The following is a 26,756-nucleotide window of genomic DNA, read 5'->3' as shown; positions in this document are numbered from 1 at the left end:
GCTTCTCCTACGGACGAACTCCAACTCGATGCGGGGTACTACGAACATCTTCATTTCCTGGGGAGTTGTTCTTATTCTGCGCAAAAGTCTGCGGCCCTTTCACGAATCCTTCAATATGCGCACTGCGTCACATTTCGACGTCCCTCACGGGAGTCAGGTGACGAATTACGGCAGTCATGGCTTCGTCCACGGACAGGCCGTCCCAGGAGTCCATGAGGGTGTTCAACGCGTCCCACAGCGACGCTGGGTAGGCCACTCATGGCCTCCCGCTGCGGATCAGCATGACGAGCGCGGCGATCCAGACGATCACCTGGGGCACGAGCCAGCTCACACGGCCGGAAAGGCACGCGACGAAGCCGCAAAGTCCCGCGAGCGACAGCAGGATGAAGATCACCGCGAGGTTTCCCCAGCGGAATGTGGTCTTGGACATCGGGAATTCCCCCTGTAAGGAACCCAGCGAGCGGACTGTCTCGCTGGGTAGTGAGATTATGCGAGGGCCGTCTCGCGGATCGAGACGGGCTCGTAGGGGACCGGCAGGAGGTCCATGAAGGATGAGTCCAGACGGTGCTGGGCTGCGACGACGCGCAGCGCCGGACGCCAGTGCGCAGGCGCGGAGCCGTCGTGGACATACTGGAGGTCCTCGATCAGTTCGAGGTGAGCGGAGGAGGCGCCCAGGCGATGGACGACCGCCCCCCAACCGGCGCCTTCGTTCATGCCTTCGGCCTTTACCAGCGCCGCATCGGCATCCGAAAGCAGCGCTCCAGCCGCGCACGCACCGGCAGGCCCCCTGTAGGCGCACGAGGAACCGCTTATGCACTTCTCGTTCTGCTTCAGCAGGTGCTTGGCGGACTGCTCGAAGACCTGCTGGGCCGTGGCGGACGCAAGGGTGGCAAGGGTGATCTTCATGTGGTTTCCTTCGAGTGGGGCACACGCCGCCGAGGAGCCGCCCGTGGAAGACGACAACTGCTGGGTGTACCGAGGGTTCGTATTGATGAGCGAACCCAAGCCGCGCGGGCCGGGCTACACAGTCACGGCCGCAGTGATGCCAGCCGGGCGCCCCGAGGAGGCCGTGCTTGCGGACTCACCGGATGACGTGGTGCTGATATCAGCCGAGGCGGCGGTGGCTTATGGCCGCGCCTGGGGGACCGAATACGTGGATGCACTGCTCGGGCCGCCGCTGCTCGGACCGCTTAAGCGTCTGGATTGAGCGGCAGGGTGGAGACGATGCGGAGGCCGCGCGTATACGCCTGGTTCTCGGCGTGCAGCTCGGCGGCCTTCAGGGATTCAGCGGCGACGCTCTCGCCCCATTTCCGGCCCTCGTGCTCGAAGGTGGTGACGTACTGGCGGCGTGCGTTTCTCGGTGCGGTCGTGCGGGCCATGAGGGTTTCCTTGTGTGTGATTGAGCATGAAAAAGCCGCCTCAAGGGCGGCTTGTGTGGGCAAACGGGAAGCGACTAAAGTTGCGCGTCGCCGACTTGGATGTGCCTGTGGAATCTCTTAGTAACCCCGCGTCCCGAATTTCTAAGATCATCGACCTCGCGGCGGCCTCGCCGCTTCCCCACGTCTACAGCGTGTGGCGCGACGTCTTTAACATTCCCGAGGAATTCGGCAAGAACGAAGCGTACGTAGAGGTTTCGCAGCGCTTGATCTGGTTGAATACTGAACTCGACGAGTTTGTTGCTTACTTCGACGGACTGCCGAACTTTCCGAAGCCCTATTTTCATGAAGCCGCTGGACAAGTCCGGACGGCCATATCTCCTCGACTACTTTCCTCAGCGAGTACCCATATTGGGCAGCAGCTGACCGACGGGACTCGAGTTACTTTTCGCTTGCTAAGCCAGCAGATGCCTAGCGACGGCGCTCCCGTGGATGCAGACGAACTTGAAGAACTCCTTAATTTGATCGCGCAGCTCCGTGCGGCGTTGGAGCATTCTTCCCTGAGTCTCCGCCTACGGCTGCTAATCGAACGCCAATTGCGGCTGCTAATGCGGGCCGTGGATGCCTATCCGATCAGAGGAAGTCGAGCCTTCCAAGATTCCTTCAGTGACATGTCTGGAGAGCTGATGGCGTTCTTGATCGAGGCTAAGGAGGATTCCACTGGAGAGGCATCCGCTGCCCTGCAAACCAAGGAAGTGTCGATCCTCTTCAATGCGGCCTCGAAGCTTAGAACCATCGCCGCGAAGATCGGTAACCTTCGGCCATATGTGCAACTGGCTGCTGACACCGTAAAGCTGATACACGAACTAAAGCACGGTGGCGGTGATACACCGAATTCGCCTTAAGTCTTAAGCCTCAGGCGCTCTCAACTCCACGCTAGGTTAGGTTCAAGCGACGGCGTAGGTGACGAGAAGATCAGCCCTGAAGTCGTCCTCTGGCGGCCGGAAGCTCCCGTCAGGCATCCAGGAGCCGAGGGCGAGCCAGTAGACATTTTTGTAGCCGTGGTCGAAGCCTGCATGCCTGCGCCACGCCAGCCACTCCTTCAGGTCAAACCGGACGACCGGAGGAAGGTCGTCATCACGCAACTCCCACTGAGCGGACTCGATCACGAGCCCGGTGTATGCGTTAACGACCCACCAGCCTGCCGCCGCGTCTACGCGGATCGTTTTCAGGGCGCACATGGTCAGCTCCAGAACGCGTAGACGGTGCCATCGAACTCGACCATCGACACATCGCCAGCGAGCTTCATGTCGCGGAGGAACGCCTCGCTGTCGAAGTACGGCCGAAGGTTCTCAGGGACGCCGTTGAGCACTCCCATTTCCTCAAGGTGCTCTTCGATCCACTCGCGTTCGCTGTTCGCTTCCCCGGCGTACTTGTCGCCGAAGTCCTCGTGAATGAAGTTGGTAACGCCACGATCCTCGACCCACGCGCGGAAGGCGTCTCCGTGGTCTTCAACGCCCTGGACGAATTCGAGCAGGTCGTCGAGGTCCGGGTGTTCTCCGAAGGCGGCCGGGATGCCGTCGTAGTCATGGGCGGCCCACTCCTCGGCGGGCTGGTTGCGCGAGGTGAGCAGCATCGACTGGATGGCCTGATGGATGTCGGCGCGGTCCGTGTCGCCGTCGAGGTCGATCCAGACGCCGTGTATGTGCCCGCTGTTGTAGTCGCTCAGGCTGGCGATGTAGATGCGCGTCTCGCTCATGCCCTGAACCTCGGCTCAAGCAACTCGTCGCAAAACTCCGAGATGCCGTCAGCGTCGAGAGCGTCGCCGTCGCTGGACAGGATAGAACCGATGTCGCCATCCTCCGGGGTGACCTCCCCCTTGTCCATCGCGACCGCAAGCAGCCGCAGTCCGGCGATCAGGGCATTGAACTCCGTGCTGGTGCACTTGATCGAATACACGTTAGAACTCCCTGCCTATCTGATAGGCGATGAAATGGCGGCCCGCATGTGCCCCCTCGTTGACGCAGGCGAACCGCACAGGGTTCTCACGCGACGAGGCGAACAACGGGCCTTCGATATGGACGACGCGACACCGGGCGTACTGGCGCACGGCATCGAACATGGAATCAGCGACTACGATTCGGCTAGGTTTCACCTTGCCGTTCACTTCAGCGACGCGGTAAGCGCGCATGTGACCCCCTGAACGCGGGCAACAAAAAACCCGCCAGTGCGGCGGGTTCGTTGGTGGCGCGCAGGGATCGGCCGGGTGCTACATGGCGCTGATGATCTTCAGCAGACCCAGCGCGGCGGCGAAGACGCCGGCAGCGGCGACGAAGGGGTACCAACGCGCCTCGGCGTTGATCTTCGCGGTTTCAGCCATGAGCTTGCCGATCTCGGCGCGGACTTTTTCCAGCTCGTCGGGTGTCATGGGTCTCGCCTCGGCTTTGGGTGCCATATGTGCTCCTAGCGTATCACTGTGGTTGTGGCATTCGCTGCTGCCCCCTCGGTGGACTGAAGGGGCAGGGACGAAGGTCACGGGCGCCGTGCGGCGTCCTTAGCGTTCGTTCGGACCTTGTGGGCCGTAATGGCGTCGCGGATGCGAGCCACGGTCTTCCGGTCGGGCGGCGTGTACTGAATGGGCATCGTCAGTACCCCAGCCAGCCGAGGACGTCTTCGCCCAGGTACTCGTCACGGTCCCCGACCTCGGTCAGGAACTCGTTCTCATCACAGCCGTGCTTGCGCACTTCGCACAGGACTTCGTCACGGCTCACAAGGGCCGTAAAGGCTTCCTCAAGGGTCATTGCGCGCTCCTCAGCGGACGTGTGGTGTAGCGGATGGCGCCATAGGCGCGGTTCAACGCTCGGGCCTGCTGACGTGCCTTCGTGGGGCAGGTCCAGCGGCCGGCAATGCCGTTCGTCTTCGTGTCGATGACGTGGTGCATGCTCAGGACTCCTTCGGGTTCGTGGGGAGGCGATGTGCGTCCCCGGCTGGTCTTCTGCGGTACTTCCAGCGGTCGAGTGGGTGCATTGCGTGTCTCCTTGTCGATGCGTTGGGGAAAGGCAGCGGCTTCCGAGTGCTGCCAGTGATGCCCCCTCGTTGAAGGGGCATGACTCGCATCACCAAGGCGTAACCGTTACGACCTCGCAATCGTTTGGGCGCAATAAGCCCGTGGCATCTGCATCAGTGCGCCCCTGGGGACATAGCTGGTCAGTGAATAGCCCGGTGGATTCGTGCTGGTGGTTGGTGCCGGTCGCTGTCCTGACCGTGGAACCTAGCTTACTACCAAATTACGATTCGTCAAGTGTTGCGATGAAGCAATCATTCCGTCGTGCAGTGCCCGGCAGGGCGGTGGAAGATCCACCGTTCGCCGCTCGTTTCCCTTGGGGGCCTGCTGGCTAGTCCCTCGGTTCCCTTGCGGCTCCACGCTTGCCCTTGGGGCGGCCCGTGGTGCCCTGTGGTCCATCACCGCGCCGGCCAGAGGCGGGCTAGTCAGCGGCGGTCCGTGCCTCGACTTGGAGCCCATACTAGCACCAAATTACGAATCGTCAAGCGTTGCGTGTCAGCAATCGTTACGGGCCGTCAGTGGCCCTGTGAGGCCGTAGGGGTCGTGAGGTAGGCCATGGGCCGGGCAGGGCGACGGGCAGGCCGTGTGGGTTCGTGAGGGGCGACGGTAGGTCGTGAGGGTTCGTTAGGGGGCGTGGGCAAAACGACAGATGAGGACAGACACGAGCGCAAACACGACAGCGCTGGGCAGGCCGTTGATGGCCGTGAGTTGCCCAGGGTGATCGTGTGGTGGCTCGTGAGGTGCCGCACCACATCCCGTATCTGGTGCAGATGCATGTGTATCAGGCACTTACGTAACGAGGTGCCGCTGTGGGTGCCGCCGAGATAGGCACCGCGCGGCTACGCGGGCGCGTCAATGATCGCGCGAGGGCCGTCAGGGGCCGAGGGGGTACCGGGGGGACTCGCGCACCTGCGGACTGTCAGATACCCCAACGGAAATTTCTGCTGAGTATTTCGACCCTCAAGAGCCGTATCGGTCACAGCCAGCGTGATTGCCGGAGAAGGTGACGTTCGTGACGACCTTTGCCTCGTTGACCTCCATGGTCACGACGCACTCGGCTTGGATCGTCTCGGTTCCCCAGGTACCGGTAGTTCCACTATACGGCGTGCCGCCGACCGTGCCGCTCGTAGTCGAGGTCTTGTAGGACGGCAAGGCCATTGCATGCGAATCACCCCACACGAACAGGTGGTGACCGGCGACCGTGCGTTCGGCTGTGGGATAGCCAAGGTGGGCAATCGCGTCGTCGAGCGGACGACCTTTGTATCCGTCGAGCTTCTTCTGGATCGAGCTGAAGGATACGCAGCCCGAGAGAACCATTGCAGCGGCCGCAACGGCAGCGATGCGTTTCATGCTAAGTCCCTGTTCCTGTTGACGGAAGATTATAACTCGTAGCATAGGAGCGAAGCGACAGGAGAGAGAAGCTAAGACTCTTAAGGGTACCTAAGGAGGTCCTAAAGACTCCTCACGGTTACGCCTGGTTGTCACCACCATCACCCCCTCCTACCTCCTGCTACAGGGCACGGAAGGAGGTGATAGGGAACATGGCCAGGAAGCCCTCAGGACTCCTCAGGAGCCGTGTGGACCTTGACGGTATGCACGGGTCTCCCGCTTGATTCGTCGAGGCCACACGCGATCTCAGCGGCCCTCTTGGCGGACTTGCCAGCAGCCATCGCACCCATGGCGAACTGAGCGCCGGAGCCGACAGCGTAAGGGCGACCGGTGACGTCCAGACGCATCCCGTAGGAGTCGTAATGGACCACGCGGCCGTCGAGGTGCGACACGAGGACGTCGTACTCACCCTCGGGCTGGTCCTCCCCCGCGACGAGCGCGCGGAGGAATGCCTGTATGTCGGCGACGGTTCCCGCACCGGCCGCAAAGGAGCCGTCAGGGAGCGTCACCAGTTTGCGTTGGGTGTGCTTGAAGGTGCCGCCGATCTGCGAGTCCGCTGCGAGGGAGGTCCCGTCGTAGCAGACGGTCGTCACTGCGCGGCCTGGGCCTGGAGGTCGGCCTTGCGTTCGGCCTCGACCTGCGCCCATTCCTCACGGACCTCTGCGATGAACTCAGGGACGTGCTCGCGCACGATGGTCGCCGCCGCGACCGCAGGGACCACGAGGTAGCGCAGGACGAGCCAGGCCCAAGGGCGGGTGTAGGCGAAGGCGTAGAAGCGCTGGAGCTTGGTGGATTTGAATTCGGTCATGGGGTCTTCCACAGGTTGATTTCAGCAGCCCGACGATTCGTCAGGCCATCGTTGACTCGGACGGTGCCGTCGTCGAGCGTCTCTTTGTTCCAGCGAGCAAGCTCCCGAGGGACCGACGTGTAGTCGCCCTGGTTGAGCAGGCGGAGGAGGGTGGAGGCCATAAGGCGCGAGGCGCCGAGATTGAACACGAAGGAGATCAGCGCGAAACGCTGGTTTTCCGTCAGGGGGACACGGACGAGCCGGTCGACCGCAGACGCGGCGATGGCGAGATCCTTAGCCAGGAGAAGTCGTGAGGTCTCCTTGGTGATCGTGAGGCCCTCACGGACCTCAGGGCCGGTGTGGCCGACACCGATGGTCCAGCGACCCTTGGTGTCCTTGTATGCTACGAGCCGTTCGCCCTCGACCCTTACGATGAAGGTGATGAGGGCAGGATTGTCGGAGGTTGTGGTGATGGTCTCTCTTTTGAGTTTGAAGCCAGGGCTGACCGAGCAGGAGGTCGCCTGCGCTGTCTCGGTGATGGCGGGGTTGATGAGGCACTGCGGGCGCCACGACGTCTACTACAGGGCGACAGGGACAGCCGTGGAAGCCATGCCGATCTACGACAGGCACCTCAAGGAGCTTCGGGAGATATTCAGCTCCCCTGTGGCGTTCCACGTAGCCATCGCAAATGCGCTACGAACCCATAGCGACCAGACGTGCCCCAAGTGCATTTGGGGCTATCAGAAGCGCTAGAAGTGGTCGTAGAAGTTGTTCGAGTAGTGTGAGAATCCGAGGACGTGCTCCTCGAACTTCCGCAGCTCCTCGTCAAACAGCTCCTCAGCGCGCTTGTCCTCCTCCCGCGTGATGTCCCGACTCAGCCATTCGGTCCAGTAGGCGACAGCCATGGCGAGCGCATCGAGACGGTCGTCATGACGCAGAGCGCCGCGTTCCCGCGTGATACGGGTGAGCTGGTGAAAGAGCTGGTACTTGGGGTCGGACTTCTGATCTGCACGGAGCAGCGCAGCATCGACGACAAGTCGGTGCTGGTTGAGCACCGGCTCCAGTGTGTCGATGATGCGACGCTCCTTCTGGCCCGTGCTGCGGACCTCCTCGACAGAGCAGGGATAGATGCGTCGGAGAACGGGCTCCAGCAGCTTCACGAACATGCCGTCGCCGAAGTTCGACTCGACAAGAATGGCCTTGACCTTCTCGGCTCGTGCGATGTGCGCGATCTGCTCCAGGGCCTCATCGGAGTAGCCGCCAGTGATGCCGCCAGCGCGTCGGAGGAAGACCATGCCGCGCAGCATCTTGGTGACCGTGTAGCCCGTCTCGTCTCCACCACGGCCCGAGGGGTCAATGGTGAGCAGCGAGCCGGTGAACTCCTCGACCTCCTTTGCGACGTACATGGGCCGGTGCAGGCGGTCGCCTGTGAACCCCACGGCCGGGATGTCGTTGATGATCTGCTCGGGACCAGATGCCCACATGACGCGGATGGGGGCGGCCTCGCGGTCGATGTCCATCACGATCAGGTCCGACAGCTTCAGCGGGTAGCGCTCGCTGTCCGAGAGCGTGGTGTCCAGCATGAACTGGAGCATGAAGCCAGAACGGCCATAGGAAGCCTCTCGGTCCATCAGGTCATTCTCATGGAACCGGGAGGGCTCCACAGGCTTCCACGCGATTCCCGGGTTTGTCTCAAACGCTTCCGCGATGTAGGGAGCCAAGCGGCCGAGGTACTGGCCGTAGTGCTTCGCATCCCTCGGGTAGCGCGCGGGCCACACACGAATCTCGTAGCCACGCTCCGGCAGGCGGTTGTAGATCGATTCCTCGGTCTGCGGCGTGCCCAGGTAGATGATCTCGGCGTTCGCCAGCGGCTTGAGAATTGCGTCGAACTCCTTGATGAGTTCAGACAGCTTCTCGCGCTGCGCAACGGTCGCGGAGTTCTTCACGACCTCGACGTCATCCGCGATGATCGTGTCGGCACGGGAACCCGTAAGCTGGCCCGTGATACCGACCGACTTCACGGAGGGCGACTGGTCGGGCGTGGCGGGACCGACGTCGAACGCGAGGTTCGAGTTGCGCTGGTCGCCTCTCGGCTTCAGGTGTGCCAGTTCCGGCACGGTCTCAATCAGGCGCTTGACGAAGATCGAGAAGGCGTCCGCTCGGTCCTTGGACGCCGAAACGACAAGCACCTTGTGCTGAGGGTTTTTCCATAGCAGCCAGCACACATACGCAGCGGTCAACCACGACTTGCCGATACCACGGAACGCTTCGATCACCCGGCGCCGTGGGCCGTGTTGCAGGTACGACGAGATGTCGTACTGGACCGGAGTAGGCGACGGGAGGTTGAGGTGCCGCCAGATGTGGAAGACGAAGTTACGGAAGTCGTCGAACGGGTGGGGCGTTGGCTCAGGGTTGCAGAAGCGCTGACTCAGCTCGTCAGCGTCAAGCTGCGAGGTGCTCAATGCACCCCGTCAGCCTGCGGGTCGAAAGGGTACTGCTTCAGTTTGTCCGCCAGTCCGCCAGTGGCAGAACCGGGGACCGGCAGGGCTTCGATGCCGTTGTCCTTTACGAACTGGCGGGCAACGTTTAGGAGCGCAGCGAGGCCCTTCTCACCGGCAGGCATCTGCTCGATGCTCTCAGTGAGCTTCGTGGCGATGGCGGTGTGCAGGGCTTCGAGAGATTCCTTGGAGGCCGCCATTACTTCGACAGCCACTTCTGGAAGACGCTCTCCACTGCGGACGAACCGAGGCTCGACAGGACGCACGCGACACCGATGGTGGCGTTCGTGGAGATATTGGGGAACATCAGGGATGCAGCGGCGGCGCAGAGGCCGAGGGCACCCGAGATGATCGCTCGCGCCGCAACGATGCGGACGGTGATCTTCTCGGTGGAAGCGAGGAGCTTACCGATGCCCACGACAGCGCCGATGCTCGCCAGGGAAAGGGCGAGCTTCGTCTCGGGGTTCATGAGGGGTCTGTTAGTTCCAGGAAACAGTGAAGTCGGCGGTTGCAGTGGAGATTCCGTCGGTGACGGTCCAACGGTATGTGCCTGACTTGTGGGTGGTGTTGATCGTGGTGTTGGTGACGGTGAAGGTCGCTCGGTTGCCAGAGACAGTACTCGGGAAGTTCGTGTCGCCGCCGATCCAGTCCAGGCGGTAGCTCACGTTGCCGTTACCTCCGCCTATGGAACAGGTGGAACTGCCGATGGTATAGGTGCCCTTCTGGCTACCGGAACTCGAAGCGCCATTAGCGGACGCGCTCAGCGGGACGTAGTTGGTGCTGCCGGGGAACTGCGCAAGTTCCAAGCTTCCGGGGTTGTCAGCGATGGCGGCGTTCGCCCCGATGTTTGGAACGATCGGACCACCCCTGTAGTAGTCCGCGAAGCTTCCGCTTCCACCGAATACCGAAAAAACATCAGCGAAGCCACAGTTCGCAGGAACGGTCGCCATCAGTGACCGGCCTCAGTCAGGCGCCGGTCGAGTTCCTGTACGGCTGCAACAAGTGGGGCGATGAGTTCGCCAACGGACAGCGTGAGAGTTCCTTCCCCGAGCGGGCCGTCATACTCGCTCACCATTGTCGGGTACACGTTGCGGACATGCTGTGCGCCGAAGCCGTACTCTGGCAGGCCCTCCTTCCGATAGAACAGCGGAATGAGTTTCCTGATGTTCTCAAGTTGCTCGCGGCCGTCGAGGATTGCGCGCTGTTTCTTGAGTCGGAGGTCGGAGTTGAGCTTGAAATTGGCCGCGTACATCCAGGCGTTGGTGGTGAGGTCTCCAGTGAACCGATTGACACCACCCTGCATCCGGAGTTGGGCTCCTGTGGAGTTCAAGATTAGTGCGTCACTTCCGGTGTTGGAGTCATCGCCGAGCTGGATGTATCCCATAGCGGTCGAGTCAACCGTGCGCTGGAGTCGCCAAGCGCAGTTCGCCCACGAGCTACCCGCAGAGGTGCGCAGCATGCCGAGCCTGATTTGGTCGTTGTTGCTGACCTGGCAACTACCATACAAGAGCGTGTACTGTGCCCACTGCCCCGCAGGGAGCGACCCAAGTCCACCCGCAAATGCGGTGGTCGCGTTGGACGTCACTCCTGCGAACGTCACTCCGATGCCCTGAACGACCTTACTGTCCAACGCCGACTGGAGTCCCGAGACATCAGCGATAGCGTGCGTGTGCACCAGCGCAGCTTTACCGGCCACCGTCGCGTTGGAAGCTTTGCTGTCGAGGGCCGTTTGCAGCCCGACGACATCAGCGATAGCGTGCGAGTGGTTGATGGCGGCCTTACCGTCCAGCGCGTTCGAAAGGCTTACGATGTCGGTAATGTTGAGTGTGACGTTACCCACCTTGCCCGCGACAGCGGTTACGGACTCAGTGTTGTCGATCAGGTCCCAATCGGTACCGTTGTGGACGATGTTGTCACCCACGCGGTACGTGACCCCATTGACGGTTCCCTGGCCGGATATCTTGTAGAACGCACCTTTCTTCGCGCCGGACGGTAGGGCGTTGCCCGAGGCGTCCCACGAACCGAGGTACACGAGGGAGCCTGTAGCGAACTGCTGGGCCTTGATAGCCCAATGCATGGCTGAGAAGCCGCCGCTAGCGACCTCAGTGTTCTCGGGACTGGTCGCCCATGCCTGTGCGAGATCGCGGGCGTCGTTGGCTTCCCCAAGGGACACGAGGGCAGCAGAGGCGCTCGAAGCGGAGTCGTCAGCTTCCGCTGCGGACCTGTTGGCATCCGCGAACGCGTGTGAAGCGCTCAGGGCGCTACCAGCGGCGCTCGCGGCGGATGCCTGTGACTTCCTGTCGGACTCCTGCCGGGAGGTCTCAGAGGCGATAGCTGAAGCGTCGGCGGCCTGCTCGTGCTGTAGAGCGGACTGGTTGGACTGTTCGCTGGCGTCGGCCGAGGTGGAGGATGCGGATGCGGAGCTAGCGGCGGCGCTGGCCGACTCGTCTGCGGCGTTCGCCAGCGCGGTGACGTGAGTTGCAATGTCGCGAACACCGGCGACTGAGCCGGTCAGCTCGTCGACCATGGCTCCTACCTCGGCCTGAAGCGAGGGAAACGAGGGGATCTGGTGGTCCACTTCGAGGCCGTCGGTGACCGTTACGTTTCCTTCGGCCTGCGTAAGCACCGCGATCATCTGGTTCTCGCGGCGGTCCCATCGGTCCACGATGGCCGACATCTTGGCGGCTAGGGCAGCATTGCTGACGTAGCCGGGGGTATCATTTGTAGCGATGGTTACCTCAATCCGAATGCGTACGCAGTGCACTGCGTGACGTGAAAGTTCTCAGGGCGGTTGTTGGTGTACGGGTCGACGCCGATCCGGACTCGATAGGTCACGGCTCCGGTTGTGTTCCCGTCGAAGGCGAGCAGCGAATCAAAGTCGGTTGCGCCGCCGCCCACGAGGTGGTTGTGGACCTTGACCTGCTGCCAGGAGCCGCCAGCGAACTTCTCCAGGTAGATACCACCCGTTGCGGGATTACCTGAAGGGTTCTGAATCTTGCACTCGACGTGGATCACCGGAAGGTGCTGCTGTCCGAGGCGTGTGGGAGCAGGGAGGTCGAACTGTAGGACGACGTTGCCGGGGCTACCCGACGAGTCGCCGGACCACGAAGCCGTCGCTTGTGACTGTAACTGGTCGATCATGTTCTGGGCGCGGATGGTTCCGTTGAAAGCGGCGTTACCGCCACGGTCGAACCATACGACAGCGTTGTTCGCGTTCTTTACGCCGGAACCAATCCAGAACGGCCAAGGGTCGTTCGGGTTGTTTGTGATCTCCACACGGAACTCGTTGGGATCGATTACGTTCCCGTTGCCGTCCAGCGAGTACGTGCGGAAAATACCGCCGTTCACCGTGCCCATGTTGGCGGAGATGGCCGATAGGGAGTTCGCCCTGATCTTGTCCGCCGTGACGGAGCCGTCGATGATGAGCTGACCAGTAATGCCGATGGTGCTCACGCCGCCGATGGTGCCTGCGACGAATGGGTACTTGACCAGACCCCCGCCGATAGGCGACGCGAAGGCGAAGCGATCCGCCAGGACGGTGAAGGTGCTGCCGCCCGTGGAGGAAGCGCCGAGTCCGATACCTGCGACGACCGGCTGACCGTCGATGACGCCTGCGTTTATCTTCAGGGACCAGTTCGCCTGCCACTTAGGGCTGGAGCCTGGATCGGCCGTGCCGTCCACGAACGCCTCGAACCGGTTCTGGAGCATCGCAAACGACCCGGACGCCCATGCTTCGACCTGCTGGGTCGAGATGGTCTTTGCGTAGTCCTTGGTGGCGTAGGTGGTCGTGAGGGTCTGCGAGATCGCCTTGGTCACGTCGTCGTCGGCGGACTTGAAGTCCGATTCCAGCTTCGTGATGGCCTGGGCGCGCGCCTCCGTCTCGGTAGCGACAGCCTCCCGTACGTCCGTGATGTGCGACTCAGCGTCACCAAGGGCAGCATTGAGCTGAGTGATGTCAGTGGTGCGCGCCTCTGTTTCAGTGGCGAGCGCTTGTTGGACGTGAAGGAGCTGGGACGCAGCGCCGTCAAACTGAGCGAACAGCTCCTCAGTCTGCTGGGCCAGCGACTTGGTGTCGTCGGTCAGGGTGACGATGCTCGTCTCCGCCAGAGCGACTCGCTGCTGGACCTTGCGGCGTTCGTTAAAGCGCTGATCGCTTCGGATGATCTCCTCCAGCAACGTCTCGGCCGTGGAGTCGATGGGTTCGATTCGGTCTAGAAGCTGCTGCATGATCGGCGACTGCATTACCGCGTCGATGATCTGAGAGATCGGCAGGCTCGGAGTGCTGCCGTCAGGGTTCGGCCAGCCGGAGCCTCCGCCAGGGAGACCGCTGCCGCCGTAGGTGCCGAAGTCGAGCTGCTCCTGAACCATATAAAGGAGCTGTTTGGAATTGAGGTTGAGGTCGGCCGCAGGGAGCAGCGCGCCGTCCTTCACGTCGACAAGGTTCTTGTCGCGTGGTGTGAAGCGTCGAACGGTGATGAGGATGTCATCCGGAACTGCATCGGACAGCGAGACCTCTGTAGGGCCGTTCCACTTGAATGATTGCTCGACAGCATCCCCGACGTCCCCTGCGAACACACGAACATCGTCCGTGTGCAGGTAGGGGAAGGGGATGGTGTAAGAGGCCCCCGGCTTCGCCAAGTACATGACGAATGAGTAGCCTCGTACCAGTGGTGCCATGAACCTCCTTGGGTTACTCGTCGGCGGTTTCGGGGAACATCTTGTAGAACTGCGACAGTCCGTTGCGGACTCCGGTCATGTTGTTGAACCACACCAGCTTCATTACGTCCCGCACGTCCTTCTGAGTGACGGAGCCGGACGCAGCTTTGCCGGGAAGGCCCGCGAGGGCGTACAGGGACTTGACGGTGCTGAGGGTCGGGATGCCAGCGACGCCAGCGTCCAGGCCAGTGGACCGGCCGCTCTCGAAGAAGCCCTCGTCCTTACCGCCGAGCAGCTTGCGTGCGTGCAGGTCGCGAGCCACGGTATCCACCATGAAGGGGATGATTGAGGAGTACGACGCCTGCTGAAACGCCTGCTTGCCTAACTCTGCGGGGTCGAGGAGCTTCTGTCGCAGCTCGGGGTCGCCCACGGTGTTGATGTAGTTACGCGCGGCCATGCCTACGCCCGCGAAGAACGTCGAGCCGGACCACATCTTCGCCGTCTGCCAGTCACGCATGTGCAGACCGTTGAGCAGCGAGCGCTCGTAGGAGCTGGTCATAAACGTGCGGAACTGCCAGAAGATTTTGCCGATGGACGAGTGCATGATCTGCGCCGTGTCCGAGACGTCACCTTCGGTGACCGCACGGTGCGTCACTCGCCACATGTACGCCGAGTAGGCCGCACGCTCGTCGGGCGACCACTTGTCCCAATCCTTCGCGATCTGGTCGATCTTCGTCTTGCCCTGGAGCCGAGCGAACAACGCCTTCTGCGAAGCCTCGGTCATGCCGTCGTTGCGCAGGCGGAACACCTCAGCCTCGGACAGCTTCACCTTGTTCGCCAGCTCAATGGTCCGAGCGGCGACCGCACGCCCAGCAAGGCGCTGAAGGTACGTCTGGATCGGGGCCATGCCCGAGAGGATCGACGCGGCGCGCTTGCCGTACGCCTGTGCGTTCTCCAGGGCGTCGACCGCACGGCCAACGCCGGTCGAGCCGGTGCCGTAGTACACGCCGTCGTCGATCCGGAGGTAGGGCTGGTTTCGGATGTAGTCAGTGCCAGGCGCGATGATGTCTTCGAGCCACCGCGCTTCCTCAAGGTCCAGCTCGCCGGTCTTCATTCGGCGCAACATCGCGCGGGAGCCCGGGACGGCCTTCAGGGTGTTGCGGAAACCCGCAGCGCCCATTGTGGTCCCGAGGCCCTCGATCATCGAATAGCCAACCTGAAGCATCGTGGTGAGGTAGTTCTGGCTCCGGATGACGCGCGAGGCACGCGAGAGCGCAGCGTGGGGCTGGTCTTCCGTGGAGTGACCCAGGATGCTGTTGAGCGTGATGTCCAGCTTGCGGGAAATGTCCCCGCCACCGGAGCGCACAGATTCCTGATTCAGGAACGCTTTGTACTCAGCGAGGCGACGAGGGGTACCCACGCCGGTTTTGGACTTCAGCGCAGCCCAGCCGGACATCTCGCGGATGTAGTCGCCGGTCAGCTTGTCGACGTTGTTCTCCAGAAGGTCCGAGATGGATACCTTGTGGACGTTGCCGAACTCATCGGTGAGGTCGGTGGAGTAGGACTCGTCCATGTCGATCCGCCGCTTGGCGTGCGGGAGCAGGGCAGTCTCGTCCTGCTTCGCCCTGAGCTTCTCCACGAGCGCTCGGGCTTTCGAGCTGGTCTGCCCGGCATCGGTGAGGAGCTGCTCGATGGTGTCGACGTCGCGGGCGTTGTAGGCGCCGCCTGGGTTGGCGGTCTTCGCCTGAGTGGCCTTGTCGTAGCCACGACGTGCCCAGGCTTCTGCAACCTCATTGAGTGTGTCCTCGTCGAAGTTGACGCCCTTTGCCTCCCACGCCTTGCGCATGGCTGGCTTGACCAGCTTGCCTACGACGTCATCCCAGCGGAGCGCCTTCTCCTGTAGCAGCGAGATGAAACCCTTGGCGGAGTGAACGCGCGGGAGCCAGTTCTTATGGGGTGGGTTCGATTCTTCGAAGCCCTCGACGCCTGCTTCGTGCAGGTGCTTCCACATGGCAGTCGTGGATTCGTTGACGTGCTGTGCGATCTGGCTGGCTTCTGCGGATACCTTGCGGCCTGGGTCACGCATGGCACGCCCGGCTTCCTCCATGAACTCGGCCTTGCCGTAATCGAAGTGGAGGTCGTTGTCGGCCTTGTACTTGTCCCATAGGGGCTCGACGGCGCGGCGGAACTTCGTCTCCTCAGTGTCGCGGAGACGGAGGCTCATCTCGGATGCGGACTCCTCAACGGCTACCGAACGATCGGCATAACCGACGCCATCGCGTAGCAGCTTCTTGGACTCGTTTGAGACCACGCCGGACTTGTTCGCGCCGAGCTTCGCGGACAGAGAGGTGCGGGCCTGAGCCCACTTCGTCTGCTTCGTGCCTCCGACGAGCGCAGCATCATCGCGGATGTGCTGCTGCCAGTTCGCGTCGTCGATGATCGGACCGTCCATCGTATCGACAGCAGACCCATGCACGCGCGCGGCGCCCATGGAGTCGTTAGGATTCTTCACGCCTGCCGGGGCGCCCACAGCTTCCGGCTTGTGCGCGATCTCGTCAGCAGCTTTCATCATGGCGCCCAGCTCGCCCTGACGGAACCCGAAGGCACCGCCGAGGGTGAAGCTCATGACACCGGCCGCAGCGAGGTGGGTGGAGTCGATTGTCGGATCGTAAGCGGACTTTGCCGCCTCCATGCCGACACCCTGTACCGCATTGATTGCGCCTGCACGAACAGCGTTGGCGAGCCGAGTGGCCTTCAGGCCGTAGCCGAGTCCGCCAGAGAGAGCGCCCAGGGCGAACTCGCCAGGGTCACCAAGACCAGCAAGGGTGTTGCCGACAAAGCCGAACTGAGCGTGCGTCTGCTCGGCCTCTTGGTTCTCACGGGCGTACGTGTACAGCCTATCGGCGTCTTCCGCCGACATGGCCTTCTCCAGCAGCGGGAGCTGCTCGTCATTGATTCCCCGATTGATCCACTCCTGCCGCTTGGCAGCGAATGCCTTGCCATAGAAGGTCGGGTCGGGCTTAACGCCGATGCCGTCGATGGTCCGATCAATGAGCCCGATGCTGCCATTGACGGCCGTAGCGCCGATGAGGTCGCCGACAGTCGTCTTGTCCTTTGTTTGCTTCGCCGCATCCTTCGCTAGGATTTCGGCATGTTCCGTCTGAAGCGCGGTCGGCTGGCCGATGGTCGGAACAAACTGAGTGTCTTGAGCCGGGATGTTCGTCGTATCGGCCATGCGGTCCTCTTACTTGGTGGAGTTCAGGAAGTCGGTGAAGCTCTGCTTCTGACGCGCAGGGTCATTCACGAACTCGCGGGCAGCGTCGCGGCCCTTGGGGGTGTTGAGTGAATCGGCGACGGGATTGAGGCTTCCCATGTGGTTCCACGTGCCGAGGTCACCCGCTTGGTTGTAGGTGATCGAGCGAAGGTAGTCGTCCGCCGCTTTGGTGTCGCCGACCTTGCCGACGATTCCGTTCTTCCGCCAGAACTGAGCGGTCTCGGCGTCTCGATCTGCTTCCTGCTTCTTCCAGGCTTCGTGCTTGGACGTGATATCGGATGCAGTGACTTCGATGGGCCTGTCCTCCTTGTGACCGTTGACGTCCACCGTCTCTGTGATCGGACGGCGGGTGCCCGCGTGCAGATACCAGAGCTGCCACTTGTTCGGCGCGTTCGGCGTGGGCGCGAAGCCCACGGTGTCCTCGGGATCGATGACCTTCTTGTCGACCAGCTCGGCGTGCTTGGCCTCTTGCAGCGTCGTCATGGCCTCGCCGACTTTCGCAGCCTGCTCCTGCCCCGTAACGCTGCCGAACGAACGCTCGTAGCGATCACCGACGCGCACGTGATCGGCCTTGAACTTTTCGATGCCGAACTTGATGGCGCCATCGGGGTCGTTCCAGAACTGTCCCTGCGACAGGGCGTCTTCGGTGTACTTCGACACTTCGGACTGCATGTAGCCGACGTTCGCGATCTTCGTGGCGCCGTGCGGGGAGAGAGAGAACCACGCCGAGTCGTCAAAGTCGCCGGGCAGGGACTTGGGGAGCTGCTTCGCGACAGCGGCCTTCTGCTTGGAGAGGACCTCCGGGTCGATCTCCTTCACAGCATTGATGGCTTCCAGTGCCTGCTGGGTGTTGTCGTGGTAGACCTCAGTGCGCCGTTCGAACTCGTGGAACTTCGCGAGTGTCTTGGAATCCATATTGGCCTCCGCCCAGCCCGGCGCGGTGTTCTGCGTGGTCTTGAACAGCTTGTAGCCGTACTCGAAGCGAGCAGGGTTTGATGTGTCAGCGAAGCCCTGCATCACACGGCCGTAGGCCGGGAAGTCACCGTTGTTTGCTGCCGCCATCTTGATGAACTTCGGGACGTCGGAGAGATCGTTCTTCTCGATTCCCTTCTTGATGACCTGCTGGAACAGCTCCTCGCCAGCCTTTCGGACATCCTCGTAGCCGACAGCTTCCTGATGGAGACGGTCTCCGGACTGGAAGGCAGACATCGCTGCCTGCTTTTTCGCTTCCTTGTCGGCTTCCTTCGCCGCCTTCTCGCGCGCGGTGCGCGCTTTGTCGAGCATCGACGCAGCCCACTCGGGGGACTTGTCGTACTGCTTGGCGAGCGCCGTCACCTGGGCACGCCCGAGGAGGCCCTTGTCGGCCTGCGCGTTCACGCTGTCCAGCATGGCAACCTCGGAGTCGAACTGCGCCTTCTGGCGCTGCTTCTTCTGCGCGGTCTCGCCTGCCTGCGCGGCGTTCTGGAACTTCTCGCTGTATTCCGGGTGGTCGGCCAGGATGACGCCATCGGCGCCAGGGTGGCGGGCCAGCGCCAGAGTCTTAGCGATGTCGACCTTGCCGGACGACAGTGCTGCGGTGATCGCGTCTGCTGCGGCCTTGTCGATCTCGTCGTCGTGCAGGCCGTGTAGTGCGGCGGCCTTGCGCCATTCGGCTACCTGCTCGGGTGTCGAGATCGACCCGTTCTGGAGGTTGCCGTTGAGGAGGGAGCCGAAGCCTTCCTCCTGACGCTTGAAGCTTTCGTTGATCGACTGCTTGAGGTAGTTGGTCTTGAGGTTCTTGAAGGACTCCTGGGCGCCGACCATGAAGGTCTTGCGGGATTCCTCGGGGAGGTTCTTGTCCTCCAGCCAGCCGTTGACCTTTGTCTGCAACCACTTGTCGATGTCTTCGCCGGGTTCCAGACGGGCCATCTCCGGCGCGATGTCGTTCTCGAACGAGTTGACGGCATTGGCGCCGTCCACCTGCTCGTAGCTCTTGCGAGCGACGGTGTTGGCGTTGTCGAGCCACGCGTGGTCGACGGTGCCGGTCACGGCTGCTTCGTCAGCCTTGGCCTTGCCGTCCTTCTCGTCCTGAATCTTCTGCTCGTGCGCAGCCTTCTCGTCCGCCTCTTTGCGTGCTGAGGCATCTGCGCGGAGCTGCTGGTTCACATCGCCCTGAAGGCCCTGGAGGGCCGAGGCGACGCCCCACATTGCCCCGCGTGATCGCGGCTGGCTGGCTTGGACGGTGAGGCCGACGCCGCTCCCGCGTGACGGGTCGACGACTGGACGAGCAGTGATCTGCTCGGGGGTCGAACGGGGCATAGTGGGTTCCTGTGGGTTTGGTTACTTGGAGGCCATGCGGGCGCCGGAGTAGGCGCTGGACGCGGACGAGATGAGGCTCTGAGTGAGCTGACCGTTGATCTCGTCGCCACGGGCACGAGCCTGCTGCGTCGATTCGGCGATGCCGTTCTCTCGGTTCTTCTCAATGCGCGACACGTCGCGGCCGGACTGCATCTGGATGTCGCTGATAACTGCGTCGGCGGAGTTGCCGGTGACGCCTGACTCAGCAGAGGCGGCTCGGGCCGCTGCGCGCTGTTCCCGCGCGGCTCGCATACGATCTTCGGTTTGGGCGGAGGCAGCTTCGTTCGTCTGCTTCTGCTCCTGCTTCATCTGGTCTTCGACGGCGTGACGCTGCTGATTCGCGCTATAGACCGCAGCCGCCGCTGATGCGACAGCCAGGATGATGGGGATGGCGACTACGCACATTTAGGGAATCGACCGAACTCTATGAATTGGTGGTTGTTGAACTCGTGGACCTTCATCGCCTCGAAGCCGAGGGCCGAAAGCCAGCGCTGTGCACGGACGTGTCGTGAATCCACGAAGTTGAATAGGCACCCGTAGCCGGGCTCGATGTCAGCGATCCACTTGCGGGAGACGCGCATGAACTCGCGCTCGACTCCGGCGAACCGGCCGGTCGAGAGCATCCATGGGACGCCGAGGGCGTTGTCCTTGGGATACGGGGCGACGCCGAACACGCACTGCGGCTTGCCGTGCCACGACGCGACGAAGCACTCGTCGCAGTCCTTGATGGAATCCTTGATGGCATCCAGCGGATCGCTCCAACCGGATGCCTCAAGTTCCGCCACGTCCTCCGCGCACAAGTGGGCGGCGATGTAGTCGATAGCCGCCGTCGTCGGCGTGGAGAAGTGGATCATCATTACTGTCGGACCTTTGTCGTGTAGTTGGCCTCCCACTGGACCGATTGGAACCAGCAGGGGTACGGGGAGTCGCTGTCGAACGAGACGTTCACCTGATCGGCCTTCGAGGCCACAAGGAACGTGTGCGAGCCCGAGACGATGCTCGGCGTGTCCAGCACGAATGCCGCGTCACCCGCCGTGCGGGAGGTGAAAGTGTTCGTGAGCTGGGGCACGAGCGTGTCGATGGCCCCGCCGCGTCCCTTCGGATACACAAGGCACCGGAAGTACGCGCCGTCCGTGAAGCGCACGGTCATCCTGCGGAGCTGGAGACGGCCGACGAGCTTGGCGGTGTTGTTGTTGTCGCGGACGTACTGCTGGGACAGAGTGATGCGGCGGGTGTAGCGGTAGCCGATCACGTACCGGCCCTGCGCCTTGTTGCCGGGCAGGCGTAGCGTCTGACCGCCGTCGGCCAGCGTTGCTCCAGTCAGCTCGACATGTGCGCCGGGGGACGCGAAGTCGGTGGTCTTCAGGACAACCAGGCCGTCGAGGGTCGGGAGGGTGAAGGGGACCTTCAGCTCCGTGTAGTTCCCGAAGGCGACGTAACGAGGCGTCACGGTCTCGCGACGGTCGAGGTAGATGTCGAACTGGTCACTTACGGCCGGGAAGACCGGTGCGCTGCTCAGGTCCATCACGACCATCTCCACGCCACCGGCCGGGGCCTTCGCGATGATGTAGAGGTCAGTGCCGATTGCGTTCATGTGCAGCACGGCCCCGAGGGTCGTGAACTTCCACGGGTGCCACGCGGACTGCTGCTTCTCGTCTCCGACCCAGCGGAACTGATGCACGTACACCTGGGGACCGGCAGGGCTCTCGTGGGCCAGGAGAACAAGGTCGGCGTCCACGGCAGCGGTCATGCACCGCGTCTTGCCCGGCACATAGGCCGGAACGTGCGCCGTGACGTCCGCAGCGCTCGGGGTGGCCTGCTCGTCCGATACGAAGTATTCGCGGACCGTTGCATAGCGCTTGGCCCCGGTGTCGTCCGCGAAGAACAGGCTGGAGCCCGCGAGTACCGGCTTAATGATCGGGTGGACCTGATAGGTCGTCACGGGATCGATCTGCACGGTCTTGGGGGTCAGCGTCGGGGCGCCCGTGAGCTGGAACAGCGAGTGCGATCCGGTGGCGAAAACCATGAGGGCCTTCTGGTACGGAATGGCGTGCAGCATCTCCGCCACGCCCGAGGTGGGCGCGTTGACGTCGATGGTGTCCGAGTCGAGCAGGGATGTGACGCTCGTGCGCCAGAAGTTGTAATACTGGCCCACCTCGGACATCACCACGTTGCCGTTCGAGCCGACGATGCCCAGGCGGTCCTTATGGAAGAACAGGTCGCCGATTCGGTGATCGACGAAGGACGGCGGGGGGCTGCTGTCAGTGTCGCCTGCGTACATCGCCTCCCACGGCAGTGGGCCGTAGGAGAAGTAGAAGCCGTCCGGATTGATGGAGTCAGGGATTCGCTTGAGGCCGTGCGGCATCGTTGTGGCGTCGAGAAAACCTCGGATGCCGGGCTTCGCCACCTCTCGCCACACCTTCATGCTCTCGTACTGGACGAAGTAGTTGTCGAAGGCGTTGGAATTGTCACCGCGAATCTCGTAGATCGGCGTGCCGACCAGTGCGGTCTTCGGGAGGTCCTGAAAGGTCTGCGCGGAACCCGCAACACCGCCGGGCGTAACCTGACCCGACAGGCGGACGATCACGTCGCGGTTAGCGATGAGTGTGTAGTCGTCGACCGTCACGGCCCGCAGTGATTTCCAGGTTTCGGCAAGGGTGTTGAGGTATCCCATAGACGCCGGATCGACGTTCACCTGATATTCGTAGCCGGTCTCGTGGTTGAAAACACGGACTCGGCCAGGGTAGATGCAGACGATGTAGCGCTCTTTCGAGTCCCGGACGATGCTGTGGAGGAACGCGGTGTCGGGGATGTCGGAGCCGAGGACCTGAACGAAGCGGGCAGGGGCACGGGGGCCTGCACCACGCGACGGGCTGAAGTTGCAGTTCAGCGATTCTTCGAGCTGGGAGGGGGAGCGGACCGATGCGTCCTGCTGGGAGACCCCGCCAATCATCGACGGGATGGTGCCGGCGACTAGCGTCATCGAGTGAAGATTTCCGACACGTCGGTGCTGTCGTTGAACATATTGCCTTTCTCCTCGTACAGGCGCTCCTCGAAGGCCAGAGCGTCAAAGGCAAGCTCCTCGTCGTCCTTGGTGAACTTGTAGGAGACATCGCTGCCCATGACGTCCGCCTGGAACTTGGTGGCGGCCTTGACGGTGATGTATCGACGCGCCGCTTCCGGCAGCGTCTCGAATGCGAACATCCAGACCACCTCGACCACGGGGCCGTTATCGGTGTCGAAGATGTCGGTGCCATCCGTCGCATTGCGCAGTGCGCCGCCGCGAGGGACGATACGGCGCTCCTCGGACCGTGAAGGCCGAACGGAGAGCACGTTGGAAGGGAGGACCACGCGGCCATCAGCGGCCGGGGTGAAGTAGTAGTCGGTGTCCCGATTGAAGTACCAGCCTCGCGTCTGTACCTCGCGCGTCTTGGACTGAAGCGTCGAGTAGGCGATGGCGGCGTCGGTGAACCCGATGGTGTCGAGAGAGTTGATGGGCGTCTCGCCGATAGCCTTTAGCATCTCGTTGACGGCCTCCAGCTCAGTAGTGGGCGTGAGTTCCATGAATCTCCAGAAGGAAAAAAAGCCCGCCACACCGGTTAGGGCATGACGGGCTCGGGAGGTGCTACTTACGGAGTAGCGGCCGTTGCCAGCTCGATGGCGCCGCCGACTCGGAGCGAGTCGTGGCCCAGGGCGAACTTCGACAGCATCAGGGTGCCCTGACGACGTGCGTCATAGGCGTCTTCCAGTGCGAGGTCGAGCAGCTTCAGGGTCGCTACGGCCGACTTGTGGAACACAGCCGCCACGGTCTTGCTGGTGTCAATGCGGTACTTCGACTGGAGCTTGGTGTTGGCCGTGTCGTCGACGCTCGGGAACGCGTTGGTCTTCAGGAGCTTGATGCGAGCGACCGACTCGATGACGGCCTGCGAGAGCGAAGCTCCTGCGGACGGGTTGTAGTCGCGGTCGATCAGGTCCTTGTTCTGCGTGAGCAGGTACCACTGCGCGGGCTTGAGGGCGCAGACGACGTCCTCGTCGGGGATTTCCTTCTCATCGAACATCTGGCGCGACTGGCGGATGGCGTTTGCTAGGACCGTCGAGTCGGAGCCCATGGTCGCGGCGACGATAACGCCACCACCCGGCTGGCTCGTGACCGGACCGGTCACCGTGCGAGCGGCCTTGATCGCCATGCGCAGCTCGTTGAGCTGACGGCGTTTCGCCAGTTCGAGACCCTGCTGGCGGGTGTACTCGCTGCGGACGTCGTAGTGGTTCATGGCTTCGTCGATGTTCGCGATGAAGACATGCGAAATGAGCATCGGGTCGAGGCCCACGATCACCTCGTTGTGCTCGACGTTCATACCCGTCAGCTCGGTGCCCGGCACGTGGTATTCGCTGCCGATGGTGCCGACAGTCGGGAACGACGCGGACTTGCCGTGCGAGATATTGCGTTCGGTCACGTGACCGGCGAGCTTGTATTCCTCGACGAACGAGGTCAGGACTTCGCCTGCGTACTGCTCCATGAACAGCGCCTTGTCATCACCGGTGTTCTTCACCTGACCAAGACGGTTCGGTACTGCGTTTGCCATTTAGTTCTTACTGACTTCCTGTGGAAAGATAGGGGAACCCCGGCGGCGTTGCGCGCGCCAGGGCGGTGGATCAGAACTGCGACTGACGCAGACGATTCAGGACCTGCTCTCGGAAGGCAGGGTCGGTCTTGTAGCGCTTGTCGCGCATGTCATTCGTCATCTCGACGCGAGACTTGTAGGGCTGGACGCCCGCAGCGTCGGAGCCTCCCTTGAGGAGGTTCGCGGGCGGTGCGCCGCGCTTGGCGGAGTAACGGGCCTTGAGGGCCTCCACGGCGAGCTGGGCACGAGCGACGTCACCGGAGGTAACGGCGTCGTTGAACGCCTTCTTCTCGGTGTCGCTGTAGCCTTCCTTCGCCCAGGCGACCAGCGAGCCGTAGTCCTCGACGGAACCGGCGGTGCCGAACACGGCCGTTTCGTACGCAGCGACTTCGGCCTGCTTGCCACGGATGTACGTGTCGACCGCCTCACGGGGAATGCCGCCCTTGGCGAGCTTCTCGTAGGTCTCGTCGGTGAGCTTGCCGTGCTCGGCGTATTCGGAGTTGAGGCCGTCCCAGTCGAGACCGGCGCTTGCAACGGTTTCCTTCGCATCTTTGTCGGAGGGAATCTCCAGACCTTCCTGCTTGGCTTCCGTGTTGGGCGTCTCTGTCGCCGGGGTTTCCGTTTCGACAGCGGCAGGCGCCGTGCCGGACTTCTCGACGAGCGCGGTGTGCGCTGCGATCAGTTCCTCGACGGAGCTGTAACCGCCGTAGGGCTTCGGAGCCTCGACCTGGGCTTCAGGCGTCGGCGCGTCGATAGCCATGGTGATCTCGGACTTCTCGCTCACTCAGACTTCGCCGCGAAGTTGTAGATCGTCAGGCCGTTCGTTTCGATCTTGTGGGCATCCCAGGGGTGCGCCTTGGCCTTGGGGGCCTGCGGGGGCGCTGCGGGTGCCGGAGCCGCCTCGACGGGCGCTGCGGTAACTTCGGTGGTGTCGGTCACGACCGGTGTCTGGTCGGTCGGGGCAGCGGGGGCCGCCGGGGTCTGTGCAGTAGCCTTAGCCACTCAGGTCTCCTTGGGGTTGAGCACCAGCCATTGCGGCGGATGCGAGGTTGGGTGCAGCACGGATGGCCGCCTGATGAGTCGTCTGGTCCATCTGCTCCTGCTGGAGCTGCTCGTCGGACTTGATGAGGCCCTTCATTGACAGGTCGCTTGCGGCGCCCATGCGAGCCAGCAGTTCTCCTGCGTCGACACGCTGTGCGAAGACCTCGGGACCGAGGACCTTCTGCGACGCGCTCGCCCAGTCGGTGAGCTTCTGCATGTCCTGACCGCGCCCAAGGGCGGCAACGCCGACGACGATGCGAGGCTTGATAACGTCCTTCGGGAGATCAGGGAGCCGATGGGCGCGCTGAAGGCGGTCCATGATTCGGCGGACCAGCGGGAGCAGAAGGTCCTGCGCCAGGATGGAGTAGATGCCGCCCAGGACTTCCTCCAGCTCTTGCGCCAGATAGCGGATTTCCTCAGCGGTCACGCGCTCGCCATTGCGCTGGATCGACGTCCGAACGCCGAAGGCCATCTCCAGACGCGTGGTCAGCGTGCTGATCGTGTCGGTGACGAAGCGGAAGTCGGCGTACTTGTCCTGCGACACTGCCTGTAGGTCGGTCGCGTTGAAGCGGAGAACGTCGCCGGACTCAGCGGACGTGATGTCCTTTGGTCGAGCTTCGGAGTTCGGCTTCAGCGCCCACAGAACCTTTGCGGCAGCAGCGGCACCCTTGAGCACAGCCTTGCTGAGTTTCTCAAGTGCGTCGAAGTCGCCAAGGTAGTCGAAGACGAGACCGGCGCCATAGTCCTCAGCGTCCTCCTCAGGAATCCGGAGGGGAATCCAGGGGCACGCGTCGATGGGATAGGAACCGTCAGAACCGGGAACGACGCCGCCGTTGATCTCCTGATACACCAGCCAGAGGTCGCCCTCTCGATACACTCGGGTGTATAGGTCCACGTCGGTCGTGGCTTTCTCGTCGCCGCCGCCAGGGTTCTTGTTGTCGAGGCCGACAACCTTCTTCATCTCGTCCGACAAGGTAGCCGGGGCCACGCTGTCGAGCGTAATCATTTCCAGCACGTTGCCCATGCCATCGCGGTCGACGACATAACGAGTGAGCGGGTACGCCTTCGCATTGCCTTCGTCGGGGATGTAGAGCAGGACATTGCCGGTAGCCACGAGGTGCTTCAGGCCGAAGCCGAGGCGACCACGCATACCGGAGGTCTCGATGTCATTGATAACCGTGCGTTCGATCTCAGCCAGCCCAACTTCGAGTTCGCCCTGCTGGATGCCCGCCTGTTCGGCTAGCTGCTGGGCGTCCATGCCATCCGGGGATAGCTTGAAGAAGTTGGCGTTGGCCGGGAACAGAGCGAGGAGCAGGCGGCTCGACAGCGAATTGACGCAGCGGGCGCCTGTGCCCTGGAAGGGGGTGGTGCGGGAAGAACTCGATTTACCCTTCGAGACTTCCTTGTAGAGCGTCGGGAGCGTGAGGTTTGCGCACTGACGCGCGCGGCTCTCTGCGGTGTTTCGATCCGCCTTGAGCTTGTTGTACCTCGTCTCCGCTCCAACGGTGGGAGCCTGAGTCGTCAATTAGGGATTACGAGTGCGCTGCCGTAGCCCGTCGTCGGGACGGACGTACTGTCATTGAGGTCGATGCGGAGCTTCCTGCGGCCGGTGGAGTTGACCTCCGGGGTCGCGGAGCCCTCACGGGCGGTCATCAGGACCGCTGGGGTTTCCTGCGTGTTGTCAGGAACCTTGGGTTTCTTACTGCACATGG

General features: G+C 62.5%; 33 protein-coding genes. 2 read left to right on the top strand and 31 right to left on the bottom strand.

Features of this window, described 5'->3' with window-relative positions:
- Positions 1–256: 256 nt before the first annotated feature.
- Together B5X73_RS20970 and B5X73_RS06910 are read right to left on the bottom strand one after the other, a co-directional pair.
- Entirely contained in the window at positions 257–430 is a 174-nt protein-coding gene (locus tag B5X73_RS20970; protein WP_176167761.1) for a hypothetical protein, read from the bottom strand.
- 56 nt (positions 431–486) lie between these two features.
- A complete protein-coding gene (locus tag B5X73_RS06910) occupies positions 487–906 on the bottom strand; it encodes a hypothetical protein (RefSeq protein ID WP_079521077.1) in 420 nt (139 codons plus the stop codon).
- Positions 907–949: 43 nt separating this feature from the next.
- Here B5X73_RS06910 and B5X73_RS06905 point away from each other — a divergent pair, with 43 nt between their 5' ends.
- Entirely contained in the window at positions 950–1,207 is a 258-nt protein-coding gene (locus B5X73_RS06905) for a hypothetical protein (protein WP_139382686.1), read from the top strand.
- Here the strand turns inward: B5X73_RS06905 and B5X73_RS06900 are convergent.
- On the bottom strand, positions 1,191–1,379 hold the full coding sequence (locus tag B5X73_RS06900) for a hypothetical protein (RefSeq protein ID WP_079521075.1): 189 nt from the start codon (positions 1,377–1,379) through the stop codon (positions 1,191–1,193). The genes B5X73_RS06905 and B5X73_RS06900 overlap by 17 nt on opposite strands.
- Positions 1,380–1,405: 26 nt before the next feature.
- Between B5X73_RS06900 and B5X73_RS06895 the strand changes: the two genes are divergently transcribed.
- Complete coding sequence (locus B5X73_RS06895) at positions 1,406–2,281, top strand: hypothetical protein (protein ID WP_079521074.1); 876 nt, start codon at positions 1,406–1,408, stop codon at positions 2,279–2,281.
- Between the two features lie 42 nt (positions 2,282–2,323).
- Here B5X73_RS06895 and B5X73_RS06890 read toward each other — a convergent pair whose 3' ends face one another.
- The 28 genes from B5X73_RS06890 to B5X73_RS06760 all read right to left on the bottom strand — a co-directional run bounded on the left by B5X73_RS06890 (position 2,324) and on the right by B5X73_RS06760 (position 26,754).
- Entirely contained in the window at positions 2,324–2,617 is a 294-nt protein-coding gene (locus B5X73_RS06890) for a hypothetical protein (RefSeq protein ID WP_079521073.1), read from the bottom strand.
- 2 nt (positions 2,618–2,619) lie between these two features.
- Positions 2,620–3,135 (bottom strand): antirestriction protein ArdA, encoded by a 516-nt coding sequence (locus B5X73_RS06885; protein ID WP_079521072.1) that lies wholly within the window; start codon positions 3,133–3,135, stop codon positions 2,620–2,622.
- Complete coding sequence (locus B5X73_RS06880) at positions 3,132–3,335, bottom strand: hypothetical protein (RefSeq protein ID WP_079521071.1); 204 nt, start codon at positions 3,333–3,335, stop codon at positions 3,132–3,134. The genes B5X73_RS06885 and B5X73_RS06880 overlap by 4 nt, the downstream gene beginning before the upstream one ends.
- A gap of 1 nt (position 3,336) precedes the next feature.
- The gene (locus tag B5X73_RS06875; protein ID WP_079521070.1) at positions 3,337–3,567 is read right to left on the bottom strand and encodes a hypothetical protein; all 231 of its coding nucleotides are present in this window, start codon (positions 3,565–3,567) and stop codon (positions 3,337–3,339) included.
- Positions 3,568–3,645: 78 nt separating this feature from the next.
- A complete protein-coding gene (locus tag B5X73_RS20965; protein WP_079521069.1) occupies positions 3,646–3,831 on the bottom strand; it encodes a hypothetical protein in 186 nt (61 codons plus the stop codon).
- Between the two features lie 190 nt (positions 3,832–4,021).
- Entirely contained in the window at positions 4,022–4,177 is a 156-nt protein-coding gene (locus B5X73_RS20960; protein WP_176167759.1) for a hypothetical protein, read from the bottom strand.
- Entirely contained in the window at positions 4,174–4,317 is a 144-nt protein-coding gene (locus B5X73_RS20955) for a hypothetical protein (RefSeq protein ID WP_176167758.1), read from the bottom strand. Before B5X73_RS20955 ends, B5X73_RS20960 begins: the two co-directional genes overlap by 4 nt.
- Before the next feature lie 1,083 nt (positions 4,318–5,400).
- Positions 5,401–5,790, bottom strand: a complete 390-nt coding sequence (locus tag B5X73_RS06865; RefSeq protein ID WP_079521068.1) for a hypothetical protein — start codon at positions 5,788–5,790, stop codon at positions 5,401–5,403.
- Between the two features lie 206 nt (positions 5,791–5,996).
- Positions 5,997–6,422: a hypothetical protein gene (locus B5X73_RS06860; RefSeq protein ID WP_079521067.1), complete on the bottom strand. Its 426-nt coding sequence runs from the start codon at positions 6,420–6,422 to the stop codon at positions 5,997–5,999.
- Positions 6,419–6,637: a hypothetical protein gene (locus B5X73_RS06855; RefSeq protein WP_079521066.1), complete on the bottom strand. Its 219-nt coding sequence runs from the start codon at positions 6,635–6,637 to the stop codon at positions 6,419–6,421. The genes B5X73_RS06860 and B5X73_RS06855 overlap by 4 nt, the downstream gene beginning before the upstream one ends.
- Positions 6,634–6,990 (bottom strand): lysozyme, encoded by a 357-nt coding sequence (locus B5X73_RS21290; protein ID WP_303048753.1) that lies wholly within the window; start codon positions 6,988–6,990, stop codon positions 6,634–6,636. The genes B5X73_RS06855 and B5X73_RS21290 overlap by 4 nt, the downstream gene beginning before the upstream one ends.
- A gap of 375 nt (positions 6,991–7,365) precedes the next feature.
- Positions 7,366–9,078, bottom strand: coding sequence for a phage terminase large subunit (terL, locus tag B5X73_RS06840; protein ID WP_254857248.1), 1,713 nt, complete (start codon positions 9,076–9,078; stop codon positions 7,366–7,368).
- Entirely contained in the window at positions 9,075–9,314 is a 240-nt protein-coding gene (locus tag B5X73_RS06835; protein ID WP_079521063.1) for a hypothetical protein, read from the bottom strand. Before B5X73_RS06835 ends, terL begins: the two co-directional genes overlap by 4 nt.
- Positions 9,314–9,583 carry a phage holin family protein gene (locus tag B5X73_RS06830; RefSeq protein WP_079521062.1) on the bottom strand — a complete coding sequence of 90 codons (270 nt, stop codon included), beginning with the start codon at positions 9,581–9,583 and terminating at the stop codon, positions 9,314–9,316. The genes B5X73_RS06835 and B5X73_RS06830 overlap by 1 nt, the downstream gene beginning before the upstream one ends.
- 10 nt (positions 9,584–9,593) lie before the next feature.
- Entirely contained in the window at positions 9,594–10,064 is a 471-nt protein-coding gene (locus tag B5X73_RS06825) for a hypothetical protein (RefSeq protein WP_079521061.1), read from the bottom strand.
- Positions 10,064–11,791, bottom strand: coding sequence for a tail fiber domain-containing protein (locus B5X73_RS06820; protein ID WP_079521060.1), 1,728 nt, complete (start codon positions 11,789–11,791; stop codon positions 10,064–10,066). Before B5X73_RS06820 ends, B5X73_RS06825 begins: the two co-directional genes overlap by 1 nt.
- Positions 11,792–11,847: 56 nt before the next feature.
- Positions 11,848–13,791: a phage tail fiber domain-containing protein gene (locus B5X73_RS06815; protein ID WP_079521059.1), complete on the bottom strand. Its 1,944-nt coding sequence runs from the start codon at positions 13,789–13,791 to the stop codon at positions 11,848–11,850.
- A gap of 13 nt (positions 13,792–13,804) precedes the next feature.
- Entirely contained in the window at positions 13,805–17,005 is a 3,201-nt protein-coding gene (locus B5X73_RS06810) for a hypothetical protein (protein WP_079521058.1), read from the bottom strand.
- Positions 17,006–17,014: 9 nt separating this feature from the next.
- Positions 17,015–19,342 carry a hypothetical protein gene (locus B5X73_RS06805; protein ID WP_139382685.1) on the bottom strand — a complete coding sequence of 776 codons (2,328 nt, stop codon included), beginning with the start codon at positions 19,340–19,342 and terminating at the stop codon, positions 17,015–17,017.
- A 21-nt stretch (positions 19,343–19,363) separates the two neighbouring features.
- Positions 19,364–19,786: a virion core protein, T7 gp14 family gene (locus B5X73_RS06800; protein ID WP_079521056.1), complete on the bottom strand. Its 423-nt coding sequence runs from the start codon at positions 19,784–19,786 to the stop codon at positions 19,364–19,366.
- Positions 19,777–20,238 carry a hypothetical protein gene (locus tag B5X73_RS06795; protein WP_079521055.1) on the bottom strand — a complete coding sequence of 154 codons (462 nt, stop codon included), beginning with the start codon at positions 20,236–20,238 and terminating at the stop codon, positions 19,777–19,779. Before B5X73_RS06795 ends, B5X73_RS06800 begins: the two co-directional genes overlap by 10 nt.
- A complete protein-coding gene (locus tag B5X73_RS06790) occupies positions 20,238–22,364 on the bottom strand; it encodes a phage nozzle protein (protein WP_079521054.1) in 2,127 nt (708 codons plus the stop codon). Before B5X73_RS06790 ends, B5X73_RS06795 begins: the two co-directional genes overlap by 1 nt.
- Entirely contained in the window at positions 22,361–22,945 is a 585-nt protein-coding gene (locus tag B5X73_RS06785; RefSeq protein WP_079521053.1) for a hypothetical protein, read from the bottom strand. The genes B5X73_RS06790 and B5X73_RS06785 overlap by 4 nt, the downstream gene beginning before the upstream one ends.
- A 65-nt stretch (positions 22,946–23,010) precedes the next feature.
- Complete coding sequence (locus B5X73_RS06780) at positions 23,011–23,964, bottom strand: phage capsid protein (RefSeq protein WP_079521052.1); 954 nt, start codon at positions 23,962–23,964, stop codon at positions 23,011–23,013.
- Between the two features lie 70 nt (positions 23,965–24,034).
- The gene (locus B5X73_RS06775; protein ID WP_079521051.1) at positions 24,035–24,787 is read right to left on the bottom strand and encodes a capsid assembly protein; all 753 of its coding nucleotides are present in this window, start codon (positions 24,785–24,787) and stop codon (positions 24,035–24,037) included.
- A complete protein-coding gene (locus B5X73_RS06770) occupies positions 24,784–25,005 on the bottom strand; it encodes a hypothetical protein (protein WP_079521050.1) in 222 nt (73 codons plus the stop codon). The genes B5X73_RS06775 and B5X73_RS06770 overlap by 4 nt, the downstream gene beginning before the upstream one ends.
- Complete coding sequence (locus B5X73_RS06765) at positions 24,998–26,569, bottom strand: portal protein (protein ID WP_079521049.1); 1,572 nt, start codon at positions 26,567–26,569, stop codon at positions 24,998–25,000. Before B5X73_RS06765 ends, B5X73_RS06770 begins: the two co-directional genes overlap by 8 nt.
- Complete coding sequence (locus B5X73_RS06760; protein WP_079521048.1) at positions 26,566–26,754, bottom strand: hypothetical protein; 189 nt, start codon at positions 26,752–26,754, stop codon at positions 26,566–26,568. The genes B5X73_RS06765 and B5X73_RS06760 overlap by 4 nt, the downstream gene beginning before the upstream one ends.
- Positions 26,755–26,756: the final 2 nt, after the last annotated feature.

The sequence above is a fragment of the Luteibacter sp. 22Crub2.1 genome (assembly GCF_900167995.1).
GTDB classification, from domain to species: Bacteria; Pseudomonadota; Gammaproteobacteria; order Xanthomonadales; family Rhodanobacteraceae; genus Luteibacter; species Luteibacter mycovicinus.
Note: the sequence above shows the minus strand (reverse complement) of the source record. Positions and strands in the feature narration are given on the sequence as shown.